Source organism: Paenibacillus sp. S33 (assembly GCF_053615415.1).
The window spans coordinates 901,975-927,196 of sequence record NZ_JBSIEZ010000001.1; the positions used below are offsets into that span (position 1 = coordinate 901,975).

The 25,222-nt window shown below is 46.0% G+C and carries 25 protein-coding genes and 2 pseudogenes; 21 read left to right on the forward strand and 6 right to left on the reverse strand.

What is annotated here, in order from left to right; translation table 11 throughout:
- Window positions 1–21 precede the first annotated feature (21 nt).
- The 5 genes from purS to ACWGXJ_RS04230 all read left to right on the forward strand — a co-directional run bounded on the left by purS (window position 22) and on the right by ACWGXJ_RS04230 (window position 4,906).
- Window positions 22–267, forward strand: a complete 246-nt coding sequence (gene purS, locus ACWGXJ_RS04210) for a phosphoribosylformylglycinamidine synthase subunit PurS (RefSeq protein WP_013308797.1) — start codon at window positions 22–24, stop codon at window positions 265–267.
- Between the two features lie 4 nt (window positions 268–271).
- Complete coding sequence (purQ, locus tag ACWGXJ_RS04215) at window positions 272–961, forward strand: phosphoribosylformylglycinamidine synthase subunit PurQ (protein WP_165179506.1); 690 nt, start codon at window positions 272–274, stop codon at window positions 959–961.
- A complete protein-coding gene (gene purL, locus ACWGXJ_RS04220) occupies window positions 939–3,182 on the forward strand; it encodes a phosphoribosylformylglycinamidine synthase subunit PurL (RefSeq protein ID WP_452566252.1) in 2,244 nt (747 codons plus the stop codon). Before purQ ends, purL begins: the two co-directional genes overlap by 23 nt.
- On the forward strand, window positions 3,167–4,648 hold the full coding sequence (gene purF, locus ACWGXJ_RS04225) for an amidophosphoribosyltransferase (protein WP_023987052.1): 1,482 nt from the start codon (window positions 3,167–3,169) through the stop codon (window positions 4,646–4,648). Before purL ends, purF begins: the two co-directional genes overlap by 16 nt.
- A 66-nt stretch (window positions 4,649–4,714) precedes the next feature.
- Window positions 4,715–4,906 (forward strand): hypothetical protein, encoded by a 192-nt coding sequence (locus ACWGXJ_RS04230; protein ID WP_452566253.1) that lies wholly within the window; start codon window positions 4,715–4,717, stop codon window positions 4,904–4,906.
- 85 nt (window positions 4,907–4,991) lie between these two features.
- Here the strand turns inward: ACWGXJ_RS04230 and ACWGXJ_RS04235 are convergent, their stop codons facing one another.
- A complete protein-coding gene (locus tag ACWGXJ_RS04235) occupies window positions 4,992–5,309 on the reverse strand; it encodes a hypothetical protein (RefSeq protein WP_452566254.1) in 318 nt (105 codons plus the stop codon).
- A gap of 59 nt (window positions 5,310–5,368) precedes the next feature.
- On the opposite strand from ACWGXJ_RS04235, the gene purM reads away from it, so the two are divergent.
- The 8 genes and pseudogenes from purM to ACWGXJ_RS04275 all read left to right on the forward strand — a co-directional run.
- Window positions 5,369–6,409, forward strand: a complete 1,041-nt coding sequence (purM, locus tag ACWGXJ_RS04240) for a phosphoribosylformylglycinamidine cyclo-ligase (RefSeq protein ID WP_061832069.1) — start codon at window positions 5,369–5,371, stop codon at window positions 6,407–6,409.
- The gene (purN, locus tag ACWGXJ_RS04245) at window positions 6,409–7,023 is read left to right on the forward strand and encodes a phosphoribosylglycinamide formyltransferase (RefSeq protein WP_069012413.1); all 615 of its coding nucleotides are present in this window, start codon (window positions 6,409–6,411) and stop codon (window positions 7,021–7,023) included. Before purM ends, purN begins: the two co-directional genes overlap by 1 nt.
- A gap of 130 nt (window positions 7,024–7,153) precedes the next feature.
- Window positions 7,154–8,701 (forward strand): bifunctional phosphoribosylaminoimidazolecarboxamide formyltransferase/IMP cyclohydrolase, encoded by a 1,548-nt coding sequence (gene purH, locus ACWGXJ_RS04250; protein ID WP_322174437.1) that lies wholly within the window; start codon window positions 7,154–7,156, stop codon window positions 8,699–8,701.
- A 70-nt stretch (window positions 8,702–8,771) separates the two neighbouring features.
- Window positions 8,772–10,037, forward strand: a complete 1,266-nt coding sequence (gene purD / locus ACWGXJ_RS04255) for a phosphoribosylamine--glycine ligase (protein WP_452566255.1) — start codon at window positions 8,772–8,774, stop codon at window positions 10,035–10,037.
- A 216-nt stretch (window positions 10,038–10,253) separates the two neighbouring features.
- On the forward strand, window positions 10,254–10,715 hold the full coding sequence (locus ACWGXJ_RS04260) for a DinB family protein (protein ID WP_452566256.1): 462 nt from the start codon (window positions 10,254–10,256) through the stop codon (window positions 10,713–10,715).
- A 401-nt stretch (window positions 10,716–11,116) separates the two neighbouring features.
- Entirely contained in the window at window positions 11,117–11,695 is a 579-nt protein-coding gene (locus tag ACWGXJ_RS04265; protein ID WP_452566257.1) for a TetR/AcrR family transcriptional regulator, read from the forward strand.
- Window positions 11,696–12,056: 361 nt separating this feature from the next.
- Window positions 12,057–12,758: an SDR family oxidoreductase gene (locus ACWGXJ_RS04270; RefSeq protein WP_025723270.1), complete on the forward strand. Its 702-nt coding sequence runs from the start codon at window positions 12,057–12,059 to the stop codon at window positions 12,756–12,758.
- Window positions 12,755–13,360, forward strand: a pseudogene (locus tag ACWGXJ_RS04275) (SDR family NAD(P)-dependent oxidoreductase); the annotation flags it as partial. The gene ACWGXJ_RS04270 and the pseudogene ACWGXJ_RS04275, both read left to right, overlap by 4 nt.
- Window positions 13,361–14,068: 708 nt before the next feature.
- Here ACWGXJ_RS04275 and ACWGXJ_RS04280 read toward each other — a convergent pair.
- Window positions 14,069–14,824, reverse strand: a complete 756-nt coding sequence (locus ACWGXJ_RS04280; protein WP_452566258.1) for an SDR family NAD(P)-dependent oxidoreductase — start codon at window positions 14,822–14,824, stop codon at window positions 14,069–14,071.
- A 217-nt stretch (window positions 14,825–15,041) separates the two neighbouring features.
- Here ACWGXJ_RS04280 and ACWGXJ_RS04285 point away from each other — a divergent pair, with 217 nt between their 5' ends.
- Window positions 15,042–15,941: an AraC family transcriptional regulator N-terminal domain-containing protein gene (locus tag ACWGXJ_RS04285; RefSeq protein ID WP_452566259.1), complete on the forward strand. Its 900-nt coding sequence runs from the start codon at window positions 15,042–15,044 to the stop codon at window positions 15,939–15,941.
- Here the strand turns inward: ACWGXJ_RS04285 and ACWGXJ_RS04290 are convergent.
- Window positions 15,934–16,485: a TetR/AcrR family transcriptional regulator gene (locus ACWGXJ_RS04290; protein ID WP_452566260.1), complete on the reverse strand. Its 552-nt coding sequence runs from the start codon at window positions 16,483–16,485 to the stop codon at window positions 15,934–15,936. The two genes, ACWGXJ_RS04285 and ACWGXJ_RS04290, sit on opposite strands and share 8 nt — an antisense overlap.
- 111 nt (window positions 16,486–16,596) lie before the next feature.
- On the opposite strand from ACWGXJ_RS04290, the gene ACWGXJ_RS04295 reads away from it, so the two are divergent.
- Complete coding sequence (locus ACWGXJ_RS04295; protein ID WP_452566261.1) at window positions 16,597–17,169, forward strand: hypothetical protein; 573 nt, start codon at window positions 16,597–16,599, stop codon at window positions 17,167–17,169.
- A 4-nt stretch (window positions 17,170–17,173) separates the two neighbouring features.
- Complete coding sequence (locus tag ACWGXJ_RS04300) at window positions 17,174–17,833, forward strand: hypothetical protein (RefSeq protein WP_452566262.1); 660 nt, start codon at window positions 17,174–17,176, stop codon at window positions 17,831–17,833.
- Here the strand turns inward: ACWGXJ_RS04300 and ACWGXJ_RS04305 are convergent.
- The 3 genes and pseudogenes from ACWGXJ_RS04305 to ACWGXJ_RS04315 all read right to left on the reverse strand — a co-directional run.
- A pseudogene (locus ACWGXJ_RS04305) lies at window positions 17,783–18,842 on the reverse strand (IS4 family transposase); the annotation flags it as partial. The gene ACWGXJ_RS04300 and the pseudogene ACWGXJ_RS04305 overlap by 51 nt on opposite strands.
- Complete coding sequence (locus ACWGXJ_RS04310; protein ID WP_452566263.1) at window positions 18,793–19,131, reverse strand: transposase; 339 nt, start codon at window positions 19,129–19,131, stop codon at window positions 18,793–18,795. The gene ACWGXJ_RS04310 and the pseudogene ACWGXJ_RS04305, both read right to left, overlap by 50 nt.
- A 92-nt stretch (window positions 19,132–19,223) precedes the next feature.
- Window positions 19,224–19,973 (reverse strand): hypothetical protein, encoded by a 750-nt coding sequence (locus tag ACWGXJ_RS04315; RefSeq protein ID WP_452566264.1) that lies wholly within the window; start codon window positions 19,971–19,973, stop codon window positions 19,224–19,226.
- 1,007 nt (window positions 19,974–20,980) lie between these two features.
- Here ACWGXJ_RS04315 and ACWGXJ_RS04320 point away from each other — a divergent pair.
- From ACWGXJ_RS04320 to ACWGXJ_RS04340, 5 genes are all read left to right on the forward strand, one after another.
- Complete coding sequence (locus tag ACWGXJ_RS04320; protein WP_452566265.1) at window positions 20,981–21,133, forward strand: hypothetical protein; 153 nt, start codon at window positions 20,981–20,983, stop codon at window positions 21,131–21,133.
- A gap of 49 nt (window positions 21,134–21,182) precedes the next feature.
- Window positions 21,183–22,265: an alkene reductase gene (locus ACWGXJ_RS04325; RefSeq protein WP_452566266.1), complete on the forward strand. Its 1,083-nt coding sequence runs from the start codon at window positions 21,183–21,185 to the stop codon at window positions 22,263–22,265.
- 87 nt (window positions 22,266–22,352) lie between these two features.
- Window positions 22,353–23,375 (forward strand): NADP-dependent oxidoreductase, encoded by a 1,023-nt coding sequence (locus tag ACWGXJ_RS04330; RefSeq protein WP_250259386.1) that lies wholly within the window; start codon window positions 22,353–22,355, stop codon window positions 23,373–23,375.
- A 189-nt stretch (window positions 23,376–23,564) separates the two neighbouring features.
- Window positions 23,565–24,242, forward strand: a complete 678-nt coding sequence (locus tag ACWGXJ_RS04335; protein ID WP_452566267.1) for a TetR/AcrR family transcriptional regulator — start codon at window positions 23,565–23,567, stop codon at window positions 24,240–24,242.
- 98 nt (window positions 24,243–24,340) lie between these two features.
- Window positions 24,341–25,198, forward strand: coding sequence for a substrate-binding periplasmic protein (locus tag ACWGXJ_RS04340; RefSeq protein ID WP_452566268.1), 858 nt, complete (start codon window positions 24,341–24,343; stop codon window positions 25,196–25,198).
- Window positions 25,199–25,222: the final 24 nt, after the last annotated feature.

Here is a 25,222-nt window from a genome sequence, read left to right on the forward strand (position 1 = left end):
CGGAGGAGGAACTGAAGGAACATGATGAAAGCAACAGTCTATGTCACGATTAAGCAAAGCGTTTTGGACCCGCAGGGGGTTGCGGTGCAAGGCGCACTACATTCTATGGGTTTCGGAGAAGTGGACAGCGTCAGAATTGGTAAGTATATGGAATTGAATCTGGATACAACAGACCGCGAGAGTGCTGAAAAGCGCATCATTGAGATGTGCGAAAAGCTATTGGCCAACACGGTCATTGAAGACTACCGCTACGAACTGGAGGGCTGATTCCATGAAATTTGCAGTTCTGGTTTTTCCGGGCTCCAACTGTGATATTGACTGCTATAAGGCGGTAGAGGACACGGTCGGTGAACCTGTCGATTATGTTTGGCATACTGCGACGGATTTGTCGCCTTATGATTGTATTCTTGTTCCAGGAGGCTTCTCCTACGGGGATTACCTGCGTTGCGGTGCGATTTCCCGGTTTGCTCCGGTGATGAAGGAAGTTGCCAAAGCGGCTGCCGAGGGCAAATATATTTTAGGGATTTGCAACGGATTTCAAATTCTGACCGAAGCCGGGTTGTTGCCAGGGGCTTTACGCCGTAATCTGTCGATGAAATTCCTATGCCGGGATACGGTGTTGCAGGTTGCGAATAACCAAACACCTTTTACAAGAGACTATGCTGCTGGTGAAGAGATCATTATTCCGATCGCCCACGGCGAAGGCAACTATTACTGTGATGATGAGACGCTGGCTCGTTTGCAGGCGAACAATCAGATTGTATTTAAGTATAAAGATAATCCTAATGGTTCCGTGACGGATATTGCAGGGATTTGTAATGAGCAAGGTAATGTGCTGGGCATGATGCCCCACCCGGAACGCGCGGTGGACGCATTGCTCGGGACGGATGATGGCAAACGTATGTTTACATCTATTTTGAACGCTTGGAGGGATCGACATGGCGCAGCAAGTGTCCGCTAAGGAACCGACGGCAGAGCAGGTTGCCGAACATAAACTGTATCAGCAGATGGGTGTATCGGACAGTGAATATGCGTTGATCTGTGAATTCATGGGACGTCAGCCCAATTATACGGAGATAGGCGTGTTCAGTGTCATGTGGTCAGAGCATTGTGCTTACAAAAACTCCAAGCCGTTGTTGCGTCGTTTTCCAACGAGCGGTCCACGAGTTCTGATGGGACCCGGCGAGGGCGCAGGCATTGTAGATATCGGTGACAACCAAGCGGTTGTATTTAAAATCGAAAGCCATAACCATCCGTCGGCTGTGGAGCCTTTTCAAGGGGCAGCGACTGGGGTAGGCGGTATCATTCGTGATATTTTCTCCATGGGTGCAAGACCAGTTGCGGTGTTGAACTCTCTGCGTTTTGGCAAGCTGGAGAGCGACCGTGTGAAATATTTGTTCGAGCATGTGGTATCTGGTATTGCGGGATACGGGAACTGTATCGGTATTCCGACTGTAGGTGGCGAGGTTGTATTTGATGAAAGCTACGAAGGCAATCCGCTCGTTAATGCAATGTGTGTCGGACTGATTGACCATGATAAAATCCAGCGTGGTGTTGCTAAAGGGGTCGGTAACCCGGTGTTCTACGTGGGACCGCCGACAGGTCGTGATGGGATTCACGGAGCGACATTCGCATCGGTTGAGCTGACAGAGGAATCTGAAGCGAACCGGACTGCGGTTCAAGTAGGCGATCCTTTTATGGAGAAGCTGGTTATGGAATCATGTCTGGAATTGATCGACAGCGGTATTGTGCTAGGTATTCAGGATATGGGTGCCGCGGGACTTACCTGCTCCAGCGCGGAGATGGCGAGTAAGGCTGGCAACGGTCTGGAGCTGTATCTGGATCAGGTACCGCAGCGTGAAGAGGGCATGACACCTTATGAAATGATGCTGTCTGAATCACAGGAACGGATGCTGTTCGTAGTAGAGCCTAAGGATGAAGCACAGGCACTGGAAATTTTCGAGCGCTGGGGTGTTATTTGTGCCAAGGTCGGTAAAGTGACGGATGACGGTCGTTTGCGTTTGTTCCATCACAATGAAGTGGTCGGAGATATGCCAGTGACGGCGCTGGTTGACGAGTGTCCGATTTATGACAAGCCTTCCGAAGTCCCTGCTTATTATGAGCAAAATGCTGCTATTGACACACTTCGTTATGCAGAAGTGACGGATTTGAACGGTGCGTTGAAAAAGGTACTGTCATCACCAAGTGTAGCCAGTAAGAAATGGGTATACGAGCAGTATGACTACATGGTACGCACGAGTACAGCCGTTCGTCCGGGATCGGATGCAGCTGTTGTGACTGTGCGCGGAACTCGTAAGGGACTCGCCATGACGACAGACTGTAACGGACGTTATGTATACCTTGATCCAGAGGTAGGCGGACGGATTGCAGTTAGCGAAGCAGCGCGTAACATTGTATGCTCCGGCGGCGAGCCGTTGGCAATTACGGATAACCTGAACTTCGGTAACCCTGAAAAGCCAGATATTTTCTGGCAAATGGAAAAAGCCGTGGACGGTATGGCAGAAGCTTGCCGTATACTGGATACACCTGTCATCGGGGGCAATGTCAGCTTGTACAATGAAAATGCTAAAGGATCCATCTATCCGACGCCTGTTGTCGGTATGGTAGGTTTGGTACATGATACAGATCATATTACGACACAAGGCTTCAAAGCCGAAGGCGATGTGATTTTTCTGGTGGGGGAAACGAAGGCTGAGCTAGGAGGCAGTGAGTTCCAAGCTGTCGTACACGGTGTATCCGAGGGACGCCCTCCTGAGCTGGATTTGAACGTAGAGAAAAGACTGCTGACTGCGGTACTGGGAGCGATTCAGGGCGGATTGGTACAATCTGCGCATGATTTGGCAGAGGGCGGATTGGCTGTAGCGCTTGCGGAATCTGGGATTAGCAGCGGATTGGGAGCACAGGTCAACGTAGAAACGACTTTGCGTCCTGACCATGCTTTGTTTAGCGAAAGCCAATCCCGTATTTTGTTATCTGCATCGCCGGATAAAGCGTCAGCTCTGGAAGCACATCTGCGTAGTTTGGAAGTGCCAGTTACTGTATTAGGAAAAGTTGAAGGATCACAATTGACAGTTGAGGTGAACGGACAACCCGCTTTGAATGAGGCAGTCGCCAGTTTGAAGCAAATCTGGGAGGATGTCATTCCATGTCTGATGAAATAACAGCACGGACGTTGTGGACTGGAGATTATTATAATGAAGGCTCTGGTAAAGAGGGGCTGTTTGATAAATTAAAAGAGGAATGCGGCGTGTTTGGAGTGTATAGGCACTCCGATGCCGCTTCCCTAGCATATTACGGATTGCATGCACTCCAGCATCGCGGAGAGGAAAGTGCAGGCATCTGTGTGAGCAGTGGCGACGAGTTTCATTATCATCGTGGAATGGGGCTTGTAAAAGAAGTATTCAATAAAGATTTGATGGCTTCGCTGACAGGCGATATTGCCATAGGACATGTGCGCTACTCGACAAGTGGAGACAGTAAGCTAACGAATGCACAGCCTTTGGTGTTCAAGTATCGTGATGGCGATCTAGCGGTAGCTACGAACGGGAATATTGTGAATGCTTTGCAAATCCGGCATGAGCTGGAGCAGGGCGGGTCTATTTTTCAAACGACCAGCGATACAGAAGTAGTGGCGCATTTGATCGCACGATCATCCAAGGATTTAGTGGAGGCCGCGAAAGATGCATTGAAGCGTATTGTCGGCGGATTTGCCTTTCTGATTATGACCAACGATAAATTGCTGGTCGCCTCTGATCCCAATGGCTTGCGTCCGTTGACGATGGGCAGATTAGGTGATGCATATTTGTTTGCTTCTGAAACCTGTGCTTTGGAAACGATTGGGGCAGAGCTGTTGCGCGATATCGAGCCGGGTGAACTGTTGGTGTTGGACAAAAATGGTCTGCACGAAGACCGTTACAGTGAAGGTAAGCATCGTAAAGCACTGTGCGCGATGGAATATATTTATTTTGCCCGTCCTGACAGTGATTTGAATGGTTCCAATCTTCATGCTGCGCGCAAAAGAATGGGTAGCCAGATGGCGCTGGAAGCTTTTGTCGATGCGGATCTGGTGACAGGAGTGCCGGATTCCAGTATTTCGGCTGCGATTGGTTATGCTGAGCAGACAGGTATTCCTTATGAGCTGGGTATGATTAAAAATAAATACACTGGACGTACCTTCATTCAGCCGAGTCAGGAGCTACGCGAGCAGGGTGTGAAAATGAAGCTGAGCGCTGTACGACGTGTTGTTGAAGGTAAACGAGTCATTATGATCGACGATTCTATCGTTCGGGGCACTACATCCCGCCGAATCGTGAATATGCTGCGTGATGCGGGCGCGTTGGAGGTACATGTACGTATTACCTCGCCGCCTTTCAAAAACCCGTGCTTCTATGGCATCGACACGCCGGATCGCCGGGAGCTGATTGCTTCATCCAAAACCGTCGAGGAAATTCGTGAGGAAATTAACGCCGATTCGCTTTACTTTATGAGCGCCGAGGGTTTGATTGCCGCTGTAGGTGGATATAACGAACAGGATTACAAAGGCGGCTTGTGCCTAGCTTGTTTTGATAATGATTACCCGACTCAGGTAGATTTCAAAGGTGAAGAAAAGTTCGGATGTAGTTGTTGAGAAAAGGGAACAAAAGAGATACAGGCGCATGGTGCAGGTGAAGCGGTTCTGAGGGGGCCACTCCTCGTGTGGAAGGTTCTTCCGATCGCTGTTGCCGCTGGATTCCCGAATTGGAATAACCCCTTAGAGGGTTGGAATCCAGCGGCAAAGGCGAACGCTTCGCTTCTCCAGAATCCTTCCACCCGCTCCGTTCTTCAGATGTACACCATTTTGCAGCAGTACCTGTCTCTCTTCTGTTCCCTATGGGGAAGAGGATAGGTAAGGTCGTTAAAAACTCATGGCATAACTATTTCATGCCATGAGTTTTTAACGGAGCGGTGACTCATAAAAAGTCACCCTGCTCTTATAAGGTTGAGCCAGCGAAGCGAAGCTCACCAGCAGGCAAGGCGAAGCTGCCTGCCTCAAAGGGCAAAGAAGTGAGCCGCTCGTAGGCGCTGTTACTTCTTTGCCCGGCACGTCCCCGCCTTTGCGAAGCAAACAGCCCGGGACGTGCCCGCCGCCGTGAAGGCGGCCACGCACCAAAGCGTGTCCTTGTGAATTGCGGGAATGACCCGCAATTCACAAGGACAACACGCGACTCACAGCACGAACCAACCACCAAGTAGCACCCAACCCTACACATCTGACCGATTCTTGAGGGGTCCAGGGGGAGCAGCCCCATGGAATCCTCCCTATTAGGGAGGACTTAGGAGGGTCAATCATTTGAAGGAGTGTTCATGAATGTCCGAAGCATACAAAAACGCAGGGGTAGATATCGCTGCCGGTAATGAAGCAGTAGAACGGATGAAAAAGCACGTTAAACGTACCTTCCGTCCCGAAGTGCTGACGGACTTGGGCGGATTCGGTGCGTTGTTCGGCCTGAATAAGGATAAGTACGAGGAGCCTGTACTCGTTTCCGGTACCGATGGTGTCGGCACGAAGCTGAAGCTTGCTTTCGCAATGGATCGTCATGACACCATTGGTATTGACGCGGTTGCGATGTGTGTAAACGACATTGTCGTCGGAGGCGCGGAGCCACTCTTTTTTCTCGATTACCTCGCCTGTGACAAGGTTGTGCCTGAGAAAATTGAAGCGATTGTAGCCGGTATTGCCGAGGGCTGTCACCAATCGGGCTGTGCGCTGGTCGGCGGTGAAACCGCAGAAATGCCAGGGATGTATAGCGAGGGTGAATATGATATTGCCGGATTCACGGTAGGGATTGTAGATAAAAGCAAAATTATCAACGGTAGCTCCATTGCTCCCGGAGATACAGTGATCGGACTGGCCTCCAGTGGAGTTCACAGTAACGGCTTCTCCCTGGTGCGCAAGCTGTTATTGGAACAGCAGGGCTATGATTTGCATGATGAAATCGAAGGCTTGAACGGCAAACTGGGCGATGTACTGCTGGAGCCGACGAAAATTTACGTGAAATCCGTTTTGGCATTGCTGGACAAGGTAAAAGTAAAAGGCATGGCGCATATCACAGGTGGCGGTTTTATTGAAAATATCCCTAGAGTGTTACCGGATCACGTCAATGTGGATATAGAATACGGCACTTGGCCGATTTTGCCAATCTTCCAGCTCATGCAGGAAAAAGGCGCAATCTCCAACAAAGACATGTTCACAACCTTTAATATGGGAATTGGGATGGTAATCGTTGTAGGCGAAGAGCATGCACAGACTGCACTGGAAGTTCTGAAGGAACAGGGCGAAGCCGCATATGTGATCGGAAAAGTAACGGAAGGCAGTTCTATCGTGACCTTTACGGGAGCAGAGGTGTAATGAACGAGTACCGGATTGCTGTTTTTGCATCAGGTGAAGGGACGAATTTTCAGTCATTGGTGGATGCGGCTGCGCGAGGAGAACTGGGCGGCGCCTCGGTAGAATTGCTCATCTGTGACAAGCCTGCGGCTCCTGCCGTAGCTAGAGCCCAGAAAGCTGGAATTGCGTGCCATACTTTTCGACCCAAGGAATATCCTTCTCGAGAAGACTATGAGCGTGAATTGGTGGCTTTACTGGAGCAGAAATCGATTGATCTCATCGTGTTAGCTGGCTACATGCGTTTGCTATCCAGCGTCATGGTCGATGCCTACGCAGGAAAAATTATTAATATTCATCCGTCACTACTTCCGGCATTTCCAGGGAAAGATGCTGTAGGACAGGCATTGACCTATGGGGTCAAGGTAAGTGGTGTTACCGTTCATTTTGTGGACGGGGGCATGGACACGGGAGCCATTATTGCCCAGCGTGTCGTGGAAGTTGACGACCATGATACAGCGGAATCCTTATCCGCAGCCATTCAATCCGTGGAACGTCAGCTATATCCAGAGGTAGTTGGCAAATTGGCCCAAGGTAAAATTCAATTAAATGGTCGCAAAGTGATTTCACTTCTCTAAGAATGATTGTAATTTGTCATATCATTGTCATATCAAGGATGTTGTACAGGCATTTTCCGATATTTCTCGGGAAATAAAATGATAAAAGAGAATTTTGCAAAATTCTGAAAGAGCTAAAGGAGGAGACAGGGTGAGTATTAAAAGAGCGCTCGTCAGCGTATCGGATAAGCGGGGGATCGTGGAATTTTGCCGCGAGTTGTCCAAATTGGGTGTGGAGATCGTTTCGACAGGGGGAACGAGCAGCTTGTTGTCGAAGGAGGGCATTCCAGTCATCGGCATTTCAGAGGTAACGGGTTTTCCTGAAATTATGGATGGACGTGTTAAAACACTCCACCCTGCGGTACACAGCGGCTTGCTGGCTGTTCGGGATAATGAAGAGCATCAGCGTCAGATGAAAGAACTTGGATTGAGTTATATTGATCTGGTCGTTGTGAATCTGTATCCTTTTGCGGAAACGATCGCCAAACCCGGTGTAACTTATGAGGACGCGATTGAAAATATCGACATCGGCGGTCCAACGATGCTTCGTTCTGCGGCAAAAAATCATGCTTTTGTAAGTGTGGTAGTCGATGCTGATGACTATAGCACAGTGTTGGAGGAAATCCGTAAGGATGGCGATACGGAACTGAATACTCGTAAGCGTTTGGCCGCAAAAGTTTTCCGTCATACGGCGTCATACGACGCTTTGATATCCGATTATTTGTCGAATGTGACAGGCGAGCCGTTGCCTGAGCGTTACACTGTAACCTATGAAAAAATTCAGGATTTGCGTTATGGGGAAAATCCACATCAGCAGGCGGCATTTTACCGTGAGCCATTGGCGGCAAAGGGTACACTGACAACAGCGAAACAACTACACGGCAAAGAGCTGTCTTACAATAACATCAATGATGCTAATGCCGCTTTGCAAATCGTCAAAGAATTCAGCGAACCTACCGTAGTAGCAGTTAAGCATATGAATCCTTGTGGTGTGGGAATTGGCGGAAGTATTTATGAAGCGTACAGCAAGGCGTATGCAGCTGACCCAACCTCGATTTTCGGTGGCATCGTAGCGGCTAACCGGATTATTGATGGTGATACAGCGAATAAGCTGAGTGAGATCTTTTTGGAAATTGTACTGGCACCGGGCTTTACGAAAGAAGCATTGGAGATTTTAACCAAAAAGAAAAATATCCGTTTGCTTGATATGGGTGAGATGTCCCCGTCTGAACAGCCGGAGAGCCGTTTCGTTGTGACTTCTATTGAAGGTGGCATGGTCGTTCAGCAAAATGACATTCATGCTTTAGACCCGGATGCACTTACAGTTGTAACCGAGCGTGCGCCGTCCGCGGAAGAACTGAAACAGCTTTTGTTTAGCTGGAAAGTGGTTAAGCATGTGAAATCCAACGCCATCGTACTGGCGGCAGATAATATGACCATTGGCGTAGGCGCAGGACAAATGAACCGTGTCGGAGCGGCCAAGATTGCCATTGAACAGGCTGGAGAAAAAGCAAAGGGTGCGGTCCTGGCATCCGATGCATACTTCCCGATGGGCGATACGCTGGAGCTGGCAGCTAAAGCAGGCATTACGGCAGTTATTCAGCCGGGCGGCTCCATCAAGGACGAAGAATCCATCAAGGTTGCTAACGAATACGGCATTGCCATGGTCTTTACAGGCGTACGTCATTTCAAGCACTAACTTGTATGAGTTGAGGATGCAGCAGCATTTTCACCTGAACATCTTAATGGGAGCGGGAGGAAACACCTGAATGGATATTTTGGTTATCGGAGGGGGCGGCCGCGAACATGCAATTGTGTGGGCGCTGAAGAAAAGCCCCAAGGCCGGGCAAATCTATTGCGCACCAGGCAATGCTGGTATCGGACAGTTAGCGGAGTGCGTGCCGATTCCGGTGAGTGATTTTGACGCGCTGACAGAGCTGGCGGAATCCAAAAGGGTAGGACTTGTCGTGGTTGGTCCCGATGATCCGCTGGCAGATGGTATTGTGGATGCTTTTGAAGCGAAAGGCATTCCAGTATTCGGACCGCGTAAAAATGCAGCGGAAATTGAAGGCAGCAAAATCTTCATGAAGGATTTGCTCCATAAATATCATATTCCGACAGCAACCTATCGCAAGTTTTATACTTATGAGGAAGCACATGCATACTTGAAGGAACAACCGATTCCGGTTGTCATTAAGGCAGACGGACTCGCGGCAGGTAAAGGGGTAACGGTCGCTTACTCGATGGAGGAAGCGGAAAAGGCTCTCTCCGACATTATGGTGACCAAGGTGTTTGGTGAAGCCGGGGCACAGGTCGTGATTGAGGAGTTTCTGGCTGGTCAGGAAATGTCGATTCTCTCCTTTGTCGACGGTGAAACGGTTCGTCCGATGGCCGCGGCCCAAGACCACAAGCCCATTTTTGATGGTGACAAAGGGCCGAATACAGGTGGCATGGGTACGTATTCTCCGTTGCCTCACATAGCCAATTCTATTATTGAGGAAGCTATTGAGACGATTATTAAGCCGACGGCCAAGGCCATGGTTGCTGAAGGGCGCCCGTTCCGAGGTGTATTATTTGCCGGATTGATGATTTCGCCGGACGGCAAGCCGAAGACCATTGAGTTTAATGCACGTTTCGGTGATCCGGAAACTCAAGTGGTTCTGCCTCGTTTAAAATCCGATCTGCTCGATATTTTTCTTGCTGCTGTAAATGGCACGCTGGATCAGGTGGAGATCGAGTGGAAGGATGAAGCGGCGGTATGTGTGGTGCTGGCATCTGGAGGTTATCCTGGAGCTTACGCCAAAGGTGTACCTATCCACGGATTGGAACAGGTAGACGAAGCTATCGTGTTCCATGCTGGAACGGGCATCAACGAACAGGGTGAATGGGTAACGAACGGCGGACGTGTATTAGGTGTGGTCGGCTTGGGACGTGATATTGCCGGGGCACGGAACAAAGCTTACGAACAGGCGGATCGTATTACCTTTGAAGGTAAACAAAACCGTACGGACATTGCGACAAAAGCATTGCTGTAGCAGCGATATAAAGGAAAAAGAGAGCCTCTGTGGAGGTTCTCTTTTTGTTCAAAGGAAATAAAGTTGTAGACTGAGAAAATAAAGCGTTTTCTTAGTGCTTAGATTACAGCAACAAGGACTTCACCCGAAAAAGGTTGTTTTAGTTCATTCAAATGATTAAACTAACGGTTAATAGTAGGTTCAAGTAATCGATGAGACGAAGAGGGGGAAACCGAAATGAAGACGATCAAGTGCATGATGGACCACCTGTACTGGGCGGACGGACGCATCTTGGACGCGCTCGAGGAGAGTGAGACGAAGAACAAGGACCTTCTGAAGCTGGTTCGGCACGTCGCGGTCGCGGAACGAGTCTGGCTGTCCCGTTTGCAGGGCAAGGGCAGCGCGCAATATTCATTGTGGGAGGAAGCAGAAGACCTGACGGCGATCCGGACGATGTTCGAAGAAAACGCCGAGCAATATCGCGTCTATATCGAAGGGCGCGAGGAATCCGAGTTGGACGAGATGATCGACTATGCGAACCAGAGCGGGGTTCCGTTCCGAACGTCCGTCCGGGACATCCTGTCGCAGGTCCTCTTACATGGGCAATATCACCGGGGACAGATCAACCGGGCGCTTCGGATCGAATCGGCAGAGCCTGTCCAAATCGATTACATCACGTTCGCGAGGCTCAGAGCCTAATAATCACCATTACTCGGAATGGGATTGACATTGAACGACGGTATGATAGCTCAACAAATTGCTTTTACCATATAAGAACAATATGCTAATGTATATTAGCAGACGATGATATTTTATAAGTGATAAGAACCTACACTGCCTTATTTAGGATCAAAGAGAGCCCATACCCTTATAAATTGGAAAATTAATTTGCTTCCAAATACGGTTATGGGCTTATTTACTTTTCATAAGCACTACCTTAGACTGCCGGTACTTGTTTAAGCTAACGGGCAGGGGAGTTACAATATGTAGAATTGTAGGATAACCAACTCGATGGAAATATTATGTCATTCGAAAAGAGCATAACGATTCTTTACTGATCGTTCTCAATATGTTATATTAATTGAGGGAGGGAGATGGGAATGGCGAGAAGCAAGGAGTTTGAAGAGAAAGAAGTCTTGGATAAGGCGATGCGGCTCTTTTGGGAGCAGGGGTACGAGAAAACGTCCATGACCAAGTTGGTTGAGCATATGGGTATTCATCGAAGAAGCTTGTATGATACTTTTGGAGATAAGCATAGTCTGTTCCTGAAAGCGATGGATCGGTTTGACGACAAAATCATCGCCGCGCTTGCAGGAGGGGTTAAACGGTCCAAGACCGCATCGGAGGCATTACAGTTTATTTTTAGCTTCATGATCGACGGGGATGAGGACTCGCCAGCCGGCTGCTTAATGGTGAATTCGGCCGTAGAATTGGCGGCGCGTGACGTCGAGGTGGACAACAAGTCCACGAAAGCATTCACGACAGCAGAGCAATTGCTCAGGGAGATTATTCTTTGGGGACAACGTGACGGTGAATTCACCTCCACATACAATGCTGAGGAATTGGCGGAATACCTGCATAATGTATGGATTGGGTTAAGGGTAATGGCAAGAACCTCGGCTTCCAGAGAAAAGCTTCACCGAATTACTCATATTTCGATGAAGCTCCTGGAAGAATAAGGGTAATTGTGGTAATCAGTTCAGATGTGAAGTGTCCCTTCTGCTAATCCATGCTCTTTGCGATCGAGTTATCTTACGCCTAATTTAGAATGAACATTCTAAAAACGCCGAAAGAAGCTCTAAAGCATAGTTTACAATGAAGTTTAACAGCGCAGTTAAAACAACAAACAACACAACACATAAAAACAACAGAGTAAGGCACTCAGCATTTTTTTTAACGATTTTGAGAGTGACCGTTCTCGTTAGAAAACAAGTATCGAGTAAAACTCGCTTACCGTAATTACTACGTATCAAAACGCAGACCAAATAGCTTCAAGAAAACAATTTCATAAACAAAATACAATAAAAGGAGCACATGAAAATGAATATTTCTCAACAAGTTGCATTTGTCACTGGCGCGAACCGAGGTTTTGGTCGCCATCTTGCCCTTGAACTTCTATCCAGAGGGGCTAAGGTGTATGCCGGAGCAAGAAATCCGCAGTCCATTGACATTCCCGGTGCAATTCCTGTAAAGCTTGATATTACGAACCCTCAAGAGGTAGCGGCAGCTGCTATGGCCGCTCAAGATGTTACGCTTCTGATCAACAATGCAGGCTCGGCTACAGGAGCTACTTTGCTTGACGGTGATCTCGATCAAATACAGTTGGAATTTAATACGCACTTCTTTGGCACATTATCCATGATTCGCAATTTCGCACCTATTCTTATTAATAATGGTGGGGGATCCATACTGAATATCCTTTCCGCATTATCATGGTTCAGTAGTGGGGGGAGTGAAGGCGCTTATTCGGCTGCAAAGGCGGCTGCGTGGGCAATGACGAACGAGTTGCGCTTAAATCTGTATCCTCAAAATGTGAGAGTAGCTGGTTTGCATGTGGGCTTTATGGATACAGACATGACGTCAGGCGTTGAAGCTCCGAAGTCCAACCCTGCTGATATTGCAAAAATTGCAATTGATGGAATAGAGTCCGATAGCTTTGAAATTCTTGCTGATGAACCGAGCCGTCAACTCCAGCGTGCTCTCGCTGGCGGTGTAGCTGCTATTTACCCACAGCTTAAATGATGAGCAAAACTGTACTAATTACCGGAGCGTCGGGCGGAATTGGAAAAGAGCTGGCGGATCGTTTCGCCAAAGACGGATACGATTTGGTGCTGGTCGCACGCAGCGAGGACAAGCTCGTGGATCTCGCGAGGGAATATCGGAAAAAGTACCGTGTCCAAACGACATACATCGCCAAAGATGTTGCATTACCTGGCGTGGCAGAGGAAATCTACAGGGAGCTTAAAGAAAAAGGGATCACCGTCGACTTTCTTGTTAATAATGCGGGCTTCGGCTTGTACGGGGAATTCTTGGAGACACAGTTGGAGCAAGAGATGAATATGATCGACATTAATATCAAGGCTCTGACTGTAATGACTAAGGTGTTCTTACCGGATATGGTCAAAAGGCAGCAAGGGGGCGTGCTGAATGTGGCTTCGTTGGTGGCTTTTTTTCCTGGACCACTGATGGCAGTTTACTATGCGACAAAAGCGTACGTACTATCGTTCACTGAGGCTTTGGAGAATGAGCTGCGCGGCACAGGCGTGACTGTGTCCGCACTCTGTCCGGGAGCGACAGCGACTGGCTTTGTCGATCGTGCTGGGCTAGCCACCTCAAAGCTGTTTAGTGTTTAGTGACATTATAGTTGGTAACTGAAAAACCCAGTAATATCAAGCTTTTTGATGTTTCTTGCCTCTTCACTAAATTACATTAAAGTTGGTACTTGCAAATAGGGAACCCATAACACGATTACATTAAAGTTAGCACCTGTGATTTACATTATAGTTGGTATCAACCTATAGAGAAAGTGTGTTTGTAATCCCTTCATACTTCAAATAAGCACTGTTAATTTACTTTGTCGCGTCTCTCTTTCTAAACTTGGCTGCAGTGTAACATGACTTAGGACGAAATTATGGAGAACTGGTAAACCTGGAGATACGCCTGTATTTGCTAAGAAATCGGACAAGGCGTTAAACCTGCTTTTGATCGATAGATTCACTCGAGCTGTAGAATTCTTCTCAAACAAGATAGAACAGAATACGATTTATTAGCCAAGGGTATATCAGTGATTTTAGAATCTTAATTGAACGCTTTATCGAAGGGCACATCATATTCATTTGTTCACACTTGTTCACACTGTCTACTCAACACATGTGGAGTCGGTCATTTTGATGGTTCGCAACGGATAGGTGATTCCGAGAATGCCGCAAAATGAGGGGTGTCCCATAAGTCATGATAATGACGATGGGACACCCCTTTTAACCCGGGCTAAAAAGCAGTCCACGCATTAATTCTTCTTCCGAATCGTACATTACATGGGGAACATAGCTTTCTTAAAGCAAATGTCCGCCAGACACTTCAATGTCCTGGGCTGTAACCCAGCCGAAATCATCGGACAATAAGCTCACAATGACCTTCGCCATATCTACGGGTTGGCCGATTCTGCCAAATGCAGATTGCTCAGCCAGCGGCTTAATGAATTCAGGATGTTTATCGAACACTCCGTCGCCAAAATTGCTGTGCGTAGGACCGGGCGAAACTGCGTTGACCCGAATTTGGCGGGGTGCAAGTTCTTTGGCAATGTAGCGAGTCCAAGTTGAGAATGCTGCTTTTAACGAGCCGTAGATGGAGTAGCCCGGAAATGATTGGTTTTTAGATGAGCTCGTGGTATTTACAATAGCTCCAGCATTCTCCATGAATCCGACAAGTTGTTGTGTTAAAAAAGTCGGTCCTTTGAAGTTCGTATTAAGAATCTTGTCGAAGTATTCTTCGCTCATCTCAGTGAACATCATGGGCCCACCGACACCGCCATTATTAACTAAGTAATCAAAAGTTGTTCTGTTCCAAATGTCCTGGAGGCTCTTTTTCACTTCTAGAATAAAGTCTTCGAATGTTGATATTCGAGTCAGATCCAGCTTCAGTGCGAATGCCCGAACGCCTTTATTCTTCTCAATTTCCTTTACGACACCTTCTGCCCGGTCCTTATAGGAATTGTATGTGAGAATAACGCTAATTCCGCGTTTGCCAAGCTCAAGCGCCGTCGCTTTTCCAATGCCATTACTTCCACCTGTAACAATCGCAATTTTCATAAGATCCTCCTTGTTTTGTGTTCGATCTGGCTTTAATTTTAGTCGCATCTGTGGCAATAAAATAGACCTGAAAATGCCTTTTGATTGCCTAAAAACACCACGTTACTTTCCAATTTACCCGAATTACCCTTTATATCTGACATATTAGTAGCCCAAAAATGCCTATGTATATAACGCTGAGTTGAGGGATAAGAAAGTCGTGTGATAAACTAAGTGCATGAATAATGTCCTTGATGAAATAATTGATCTGATGAAAGGCGCAGGCACTCGACAGATTGAAACCGGAGTACCGGGGCTAAGTATGATAAAGGGAGATATCCCCGCTCATCAACTCGCAGCGCTCTACGAGCCGATGATTGGTTTTACAGTTCAAGGAACAAAGATTCTTTCAATCGGGGAGCATAGTACTGACCTGGAAGGGCCATCATATTACGTGTTACCGGTGCATGTTCCTGCAACGGCGAGTGTACATCCAGACCGTTATGGCCGTCCTTACATGTCACTTGGTCTCAAGTTGAATCAGAACGTTCTTCAGAGTTTACTTAGAGATCTTCCTGAAAATCTATTACCGACTGCTTCCGAGCATTTCGCAGCCTGTGAAATGGATATTGAATTTATGGAGGCATGGCTGCGCTTATTGCGATTGTCGAAAACATCAAGAGATATTCCAGCTCTTGCACCAGCTTATGAACGCGAAATCCTTTATCGCGTTCTGATGGGACCACAAGGATGGTATCTGAGGCAATTTGGTCTGCGGGAAAGCAATTTATCCAAAATTTCCGAAATTGTAAAATGGCTTCGCGGTAATTTTATGAAGCCAATAGACATTGGCGAGATAGCATCAAAATCTGGTATGGCTATAAATACCTTTCACCGTCAGTTTAAAAGGGCAACGGGTTTAAGTCCTATTCAATTTCAAAAGCAATTAAGGCTTTTGGAGGCTAGGAACCTCATTGCATTTGAGGGCTATCCAGTAGCAAGTGCCGCATATCATGTTGGCTATCAAAGTCCCTCACAGTTCAATCGAGAGTACTCCCGCTTCTTCGGTTCATCTCCAGCCCGGGACACTGAGAACCTAAGACGAATCGAAAGCACACGGATATCCCCGCTTAATTGAATAACGCCGGCTGTTTGCCGAAAAGCTTGTTTAGTGTCTCCAGTACATCCGGCGGATTGTCTTCGTTAAACTGAGTAATCGCAACGCTCAGAGCGGACAAAAGCATTGCCGTGCGGACTTGTATAAAGTACTGCCAGCTCCTGTCATCCAAACCGATCCTTTCTTTAACGAAGCTCAGTTTTTGGCTGAGGATATTGGCGAGCCGGGTTTGAAACTCTCCGTATAGATTTGCTTTTATGAGCGATAGAAAGAACTCTTTTTGACCAAAGCAGATCCCAAATAAAGCCTCAACCATCGCGTTGGAATCCGAATAAGGTCCCACACTCCTTAGTAATTCAGTGAAGACTGATTCCATCTGGTACAGGACAACATCCGACTTGTCGTCAAACAACCGATAAAAGGTCGCTCTGCCCACACCGGAGGTGTTGACGATGCTGGTTACGGTGATGTCATTATAATCAAGCGTCCGCATTAATTCCTCCAGGCCCTTACAAACCAGTTTTGCCGATTGTGTTTTCCGTTTATCATTGCCAATACGATACATTACCGCCGCTCCTGTTCCACTTCTTGATCTTCCATTGATCGTATTCAGACTTATGATATATTTGTATCATAATTTAGCCCAATAATAAAATGGATCAAGGAAGGTTACATCATGAAGAATCATATAAGTAGAAGCTTTCTGAAGACGAGTGGATTTACACTGCTGTCCGTGCTTCTGTTTGGTCTTGTGCTCGTGCTGATGATCAGCAGCGGAGAACGCAGGTTTGCGTATCTGATACTGGCAGCCTGCATCGGAGCGCTGGTGTTTGTGAGAAGATCAATATTCTGGCACGGGTGGCGCGTCCCGCTCTGTTGGGTCATCGCTCTGGCCGTGGCTTGGGCCGGTTTGTTTGCAGGGCAGCCATCACCCGTTATCGAAACCTACACCAGACAAAATCTGGAGCAGCCCAGCGTGCCCTATCAGCTCCTGTTGAATAACGTCACCATTGTGGATACGCGTACCGGCGGCTTAGCTTCCAACATGAGCATTCTGTGCGCCGACGGGAAAATCAAAGCCATTGCGCCAACGGGCACGCTCCAAGCTGGTGAAAATACCAAGGTCATAGATGCTGCGGGAAAATACGCCGTTCCCGGATATCTGAATATGCATATGCACGTCATTGGGGACAAGCACACAGACGAGACGATGGAGAGTCTCTTGGCTAACGGTCGTACGAGCTATTGAAAGAATGGCATTCCGGCGCTTTTACCATTCGGCAGACCGGCCGGCGCTCCTCACCATGCTTGGCGATGTTCTGACACCGATCAACGCGCCGACGCCCGGGATTGCCGCCGATATTGTCCGGCTGCAAAAACAGGCAGGGGCCGATTTAATCAAAGTGGGCGGTGTTACGCCCGATGTGTTCAAGGCCATTCAGTCGGAAACGAACAGATTGAATATGCCGCTTGTGGGGCATGTGCTGTCCGATATGGATTTAAAAGAGGTTGCCCAACACGGCTTCCGCAGTGTAGAGCATTTCGGAATCAACAACGGGAGCTTGATCTCAAGCTCCACGGATGAAGACATGCTGCGGGCGCAGGCAAAGCGGATACCGGCGTGTTCCACCAATAAAAGCAGTTTAAACCAAAATAATAACAGTAGCTCAAGTAGTAATAAAATTTCTGACACCAGTGTTCCAACAATTACTTCTTCTGCCCCTATTACTCCTTCTGAAAGTAAACCTGAGAACAATAAGAGTTTAGCAATGGAAGCATATAAGATAGTATTGCAAAATAAGATTGAATTTTACAGCATAGAAACTAAGAAAAAGGTATATTTGAATGATTTTCTAACTAACTCAACTTTCGCAGCTCAAATCTCCAAACAAAGCTTTGATATAGCTGGGTAAACCGGAGATCCATTCCTGTAGTTGACAAAAAACAGCTGTTTTGTTCTTCTTGGTTTTCGCCTGGGACATTTCGAGAAATAAACTCATGAGCTGCTGGAGCGCGGTCTGGTAGTCCAGATCGCGGACCTCGTCGGCAAAGAGAAAGAAGAGTCCTCCCAGTGTTCGGTCATCACTCGATTGACGCCGTTCGTATTCCATTGCCAAATATCGGCTGAAGACAATCGTCGTATGGCTAATCAGCCCGTCAAAGGAACGGCCCTGAAATTCAGTTCCCAGTTTCAAATAGCTTTTGGTGACTTTGAAAAAGGTCCTCTATGCTCCAGCGCATGCCATAGATTCGTACGATTTCAGCTGCATCCAGCGTCACATCGGTACTTAAAATGGCCAGCCACTCCCGTTTTTTATTCCGGTTGCGGACAAACACAAGCTTCACGGGCCGACCGCAGGCGGTGTGCACGATGACCGAGCCTTTAATGTCTTTGGCATTCGATGCGGGAAGGCTTTGAAACACCTCGCGGAGTGTCATTCGCTTACCTTGAACCAGGTAGCGTTGCTTCATTTCTTTCACCATACCAATGACGGGAAGCCCTTTGGCGGCGAGCTCACGGAGCAGTGGAGCTTGCGTAAACCAGCTATCCATAAGCACGTAATCGGCGGTGAATCCTGCACGTAAGGTTCGTTCCAACAAGGCTTCGACTGCATCCGGCTTCCGAGAAAAGGCCTCCATCCGGCGCTTGTAGCCGTTACTGCGTTTGGAGAGATTCGAAGCCATTTCGCACAGACGGTTGGCTAATTTGGCTGAAGACAGCATGACAAAGTCAAGTGGAGCAAAGCTAAAGCCGTCTGACCAACCTAGCGTTAGCATCGTGTAGCCTTTGGTAAATTTGCCTGTGGAGTGGTCAAATACACGTGCCAAAAGTTCCGCTTTTTTGCTCCGGTTTCGGCTGAGCACGGAATCGTCAATAATAAATACGCGTACTCGGTGCGACGAAATAAGCGATTCGCTCCTGCATCCAGATTTCCAAACACTTTTTTAGCATATCATTTTCCCGTTTTAACTTTTGGACGTACCTGTCCTGGTCCATATATTCCTTCCGTCGTCCTCGTTGGTCCATAAGTCCGAATTCACCGAGTTCCTTGTACTTCCGCATCCATTCTTTCAACCGATGTCGATCTGCAATCCCGAACTTCTCCATGAGTTTACGATATGTCCAACCTTCTTTGATATGAAGCCGTATGGCCTCTACTTTGGTTTCAAACGTATATTCTTTAAACTTCTGTCCTTTTTTCGCTGGCATAAAAAATGCACCCCTAGAAATTCATCGGATAAACCAGGGGTTTATTCCAATGTCTATTCTAAGGGGTGCACTTCAACATGCTTGGGTTGTGTTCATTTTGTGTATTCGGAACACACTCTTATAAAAACATAATAACTTGGGTCTACTCCACCATAAACATAGTTGCCCATTTTCCATTGGATAAATAAATATTCAGTACCGTTTATAATCCTAATTTCATACGCAGAAGCGGTAGATTTTTTTCTATCAAGTAAAAATCCCTTTGTCCACATGTCAGACCACGTTTCATCACTATAAAGTCTATCTGCTTTTCCATCTTCATAAAAACATATTGATTTTAACCATAGGTCTTCATGTGAAAAAACTGGTCCAGTAAAATCATCAATATTATTCACAAACCCGATAGATTTCCACTGTCCTAAAATTTTTTCATCTAGAATAAAAGGTAAATCTATATTATCTCTGCGACCAATCTCATTTATGATAAACTTTTTGCTCGAAACTTTTTTTAGGACATTGATGTATGATTTTTCATCTTCAATAATCACAAGAAACATATATGTTTTATTTTCTATTTTTTTAAGAGTGTATTTATAGCTTAGAATCGGTTCATCTCCGCCATAATGGATGAGCAAATACCCTTTTGTCCACCCTTCAAATATCCAATACTTTTCTCCGTTAGGCAGAAAATATATTTCTCTAAACGCTTTACTGGATATACTGTTATTAGGTTTATTGCAATCAAATTCTTCTATTGAGCTGATAATATCAAAATGCTCCCATTTCCCAATGACTTCTTCATCATTTACAAATAACATATCATTTGCAATAATATTACTCATTTATGTAGCACCCCTCATCCCCCAAACGTATCCTTACTTCATTATTTCATTATACCACTATTTGGACGTAAGATTAACACAAAAGCCATAGCGTGATTCCTAAAATAGCCTTGTTACTTCATTCGTATCGTCCAAATCATTCACATAGTCGGGCGTCGGATGTGCATACCCCCTGTTCATCCCCAAGAATGATAAGAATGATGTTAACCATCCCCCGACTACTTACCACCTCATAGACCGCTCAGAATCGCTTCTAAGCCATCCTAACCCCCTTCTTACCGAACAAGTGAAGCCGACCTAGCCCCGCTTCGCTTGTCCTATCAATAGGTATTACATTTCAAAAGCACCGCTTACAACCTTATTACGTTGTCCAATATGCGGACACGGAATGATTGGACATAGAACTAAAAGAAAAAGCTATCTGAACAGGAGAAGGATACAGAGTATGAACTCAACAGACCAACCATAAAAGAGGTTTCTTTTGAGCAGGTTCACCAAGTCTTAAAAGGCTTCTCCACCGTCATAACCAAGGTTGAACCATTTAAGCAAAAGGACTTGCTTCATTCCATAATAAGCAAGATTACCGTAAACGTTGGAGATACTCCCGACCAGAGAAGCGTCAAGGACATTGAATTGTTCTTCGACGCTTCAATTAAGGACGACTTTGTGCTTACTTATGATACGGTTCACCGAGATTGATCTTAAACCTCCTACCCGTTAGCTTAATGAAGCATCGTCAGTCTAATACTTTATTTTCTCAGTCTACAACTTTATTTGCTGAGTCTAGTACTTTATTTTTCAGTCTAGAACTTTATTTTCTCCTTACAACAGGTAAATTCAAGTACCTAAAAAACCGGTCATCCTAAACTAGGACAACCGGTTTTAAAAATCAGGAACCAACTATAATGCTAAGACACCAACTATAATGTCAAAGTACTAACTATAACGTAAAGGTACCAACTTTAATGTAACTGAACATTAGAAGCGGCGTCATGGAGGTTGGGCAGGTGGCTGACATAGGATATCGCGAATTCTTGCGGGGCAAGACTTTAATCATAACAGGGGGGCGCAACAAGTTCATGGCGTTCTTGCCGCGGTTGCTGCCTCGCAAGCTCATGACAAATGCGGTCAGATCTGCACAGGCTAAAGTGGAGCGATAATCGAAAGACATTGGAGTTAATAAACTCAATTCAAAGAGGGGGTTTTAAAATGGAAAAACTGTGGAGCAAAACGAAAATTGGCAACCTGGAATTACCTCATCGGTTAGCGATGGCACCAATGACACGTAGTAGAGCGCAAGAGGATGGTACGCCGGGAGAGCTAACTTCCCATTATTATGCTCAAAGAGCATCGATGGGTTTAATTATTACTGAAGGCACACAACCTTCTGATGATGGTCAAGGTTACTTAAGGTCACCGGGCATCTATACGGAAAAGCATATTGAAGGTTGGAAAAAGGTTACGGATGCGGTACATGAAGAAGGTGGATTTATATTTATCCAATTAATGCATGTCGGTCGTGTTTCGCACCCCGACAATACACCACATCATCGTCAACCCGTTGCACCATCTGCGATCGCACCCGGTGTAGAAATGTTTACGGCTAAAGGGATGCAGGAAATACCCGTTCCAAGAGAGTTAAGTGAAGAAAATATCCAGACGACAATTGCAGACTTCCGGAAAGCAGCAGCGGCAGCTATTAAAGCAGGAGCCGACGGCGTTGAAATTCATGGAGCAAATGGTTATCTGATTAATCAATTTATTGGGGAGAATTCTAATATACGATCGGATAAATACGGTGGATCGATAGAGAACCGTGCTCGCTTTGCAATTGAAGTAACGAAAGCAATCGTTGAAGAAATTGGAGCAGAACGAACAGGCTTCCGTATTTCGCCGGGAACACCTCTTAACGGAATTGATGAGGGCGAACACGGTCTTGAAGTTTATCTTCACCTTGTAAAAGAATTAGCTCAATATAATTTAGCTTACCTCCATGTTATGCATTTAGGGAACGAAACACTGCTTCGTGAAATTCGCAACATCTGGCCAAATCCATTATTAGTCAATAGAGCTGAACGGGCTCTAGAAGATCTTAGTGTAGATATTGATAATGGCCTTGCTGATATGGCGCCAGTCGGGGTATGGTCATTAGCTAATCCGGACTTAGTTGAACGTCTTAAAGAAGGCTTTCCTTTGAATGAAGCAGATCGTAAAACATTGTACTCTGGTAACGGAAGCGAGGGTTACACAGATTACCCTACGATGAAAGAACTTCAATCTCAACATCAGTAAAGAATAACATGGATATTGCTTTATGATGGCGTACAAGTTAAAGTACGCCATCAATTTTTCCAATAAACGAATGTGGAATTAAGATAAATGAGAAAAGGAGAAGATGAAGAATTGAAAGCTGCGCAAATGCAAAAATATTCAAAACAAATCCAATTGGAAATAAACAATATAAAAATACCGGAAATCAATAACCATGAGGTTCTTATCAAAGTAAAAGCTGCAGGTGTAAATCCCTTAGACATTCTTATTTTAAATGGTAGTATTCGCATGATTGCCGATTATGACTTCCCTTTAACTTTAGGAAACGAACTATCCGGCGTTATTGAGGCTGTTGGAAAAGATGTTGTGAAATTCAAGGTTGGAGATCCCGTTTATACGAGGCTGCCAATAAATAAAATCGGAGCTTTTGCTGAGTATGCGGCAGTCCATGAGGATGCGATTTCCGTTATGCCTAAAAATCTTTCTTTTATTGAGGCCGCCGCGGTACCCCTCACGGCTTTGACTGCATATCAAGCCTTGCATGATGTACTTCATGTTCAACCCGATAAAAAACTATTTATTTCTGGAGGAACCGGCGGCTTTGGTACAATGGCTATCCCGATTGCCAAATCGATGGGGTTATATGTGATTACGAGCGGCAGTGAAAGAGGGAGATCACGAACACTGTCCATCGGCGCTGATCAATTCATTAACTATAAAGAGGAAAATTATTTTGATTTGCTATCTAATATCGATTATGTTATCGATACATTGGGGGCAAAAGAAATTAAAACGGAACTTGCTATTCTCAAACCCCAAGGGAAATTGGTATCATTGAAGGCTTTACCCAATTACCGCTTTGCTGCTGAAAATAACTTTCCAATATGGAAAAAGCTATTATTTGGTTTAGTAGGTGCTCGTTTAGATCGATTAGCAGTTAAACAGAATAAAGAATATCGCTTCTTATTCGTGTCCGCTAATGGCAGGCAATTACAAAAACTGACGAAACTAGTTGAGGATGAAGATATTAAGCCCGCTATAGATTCAGTTTATAATTTTGATGACATTAACATGGCTTTAAATAAAGTTTCTACTGGCCACTCCGAAGGAAAAGTGATAGTAACCTTCTAAGGAGAGGATATATGAATTTTGGAAATACGCTCGAAAGGTGCCTTGGCATAACACCACATTCACGCTTCGTAGCATGGAGCAGCAAAACTTTATTTTCTTCTGACAGTTTTTTCTTTGACAAAAGTATACTTATCCTATAGGATTAAAAATACAAAACTGACTGACTGATCAATCGGGAGGAGGGAACCCATGCAGCCACGAAAGGCGAAGCAGTCCGAGACCGTCTCAAATGACCAACCTGCTGAGCACACGGGGGAAGAAACAGACCGCAGAACACAGCTTCTTCACATTGCATTGAAGCGGTTCGCCGAGCAGGGTTACCATCAAACAAAGATTTCAGATATCGTGGTAGAGGCTGGAGTAGCCCAAGGCACGTTTTATTGGCATTTTAAAAGCAAAGAGGCACTGGCGCTGGAGATTATCGCTACCGGTCGTGAACAACTACTGTCAGCGATTGGACAGGGATATCGCCGTGATGCGGGAACGCTGGCTGATATGGTTAAGGCATCGGAGGCGCTGTTTGTTCGGTTATTTGATTTTGCATTGGAGAACCGCTATCTGATGGGTTTGCTGCTGATCGGCAGTGGTGTCGATGAACCGGTGCGCCAGAGTATCCGAGAGACAAGGGCCGCGATGGAGCTGGCATTTCGGCGCAATATGGAAAGAGCGATCGAGCTAAACATGTTGCCTGCTGAATTGGATGTCGAATTAAGGGCGGCACTACTCATGAGTATGATCGAAGGGGTCATTACACGCTGGCTATTCGGTTCAGAGGGAACATATGACCATATCACGCAGATAACTGCTAAAAGATTGGCAGCAGAGGCGGCTAATTTTGAGTTTTATGGACTATTAGGTCAAAGCTAGAGGGTCAACATCGCATGAATGGGTAGTTGGAACAAATAATATAGCCAAATCACATATATGAACTCAATCATTTACATCCAGATAGGAGAGAAGGATACATGAAAACACGTAAAAAAGGGTTCTTGGTAACTACACTCATGGCTGTGGCATTGTTCAGCCTTGTGCTGAGCGCTTGCGGTACTAAGCCAGAAGCTTCTAATACTAGCAATGGAGCGGGTAGCAGTAATGTGGCAGCGAGTAACCAGCTCGAAGCAATCAAGAAGGCTGGTGTAATTAAGGTAGGCATGATGGGCACCTATCCGCCGTACAATTTCTTGAACGATAACAAGGAATTGGACGGATTTGATGTGGATATCGCCAAAGAATTGGCGAAGCGGATTGGAGTGAAACCGGAGTTCACGGCACAAGAATTCTCGGGACTGGTTCCAAGTTTGCAAAAGAAAAAATTCGATGCAGTGATTAGTCAGGTGACGATTACAGAGGATCGTAAGAAGGCTATTGACTTCACAGAGCCTTATATCACAAACAATGTAAACATTATCGTAAACAGCAAAACAAATGATATTACCAAGCTGGAGGACTTTAAAGGCAAAACCATTGGTGTCGGCTTGGGAACGAATGATGAATCTTATCTGCGGAATGAAGTACTGCCGAAGATAGGCGATTTTGAGATTAAAACGTATGATGATGTCATTACTTCCTTAAAGGATCTAAACTCTGGTCGTATTGACGCAACAATCAACAATCTGTATGCTCTCAAGCCTATTATCGATAAAAACGGGTTCCAAATTAAAGCCGTAGGCGAGCCGATTAAATCGGATCAAGCGGGTGTAGCCATTAACCAGAAAACTCCTGAGCTCAAAGAAGCCTTGAACAAGGCTTTGAAGGAAATGAAGGAAGACGGCACTTATAAAACAATTTTCAAAAAATGGTTTGGCGAGGAGCCAAAAGAATAACGTAAGCCTGTTAGAGGCGTCTGG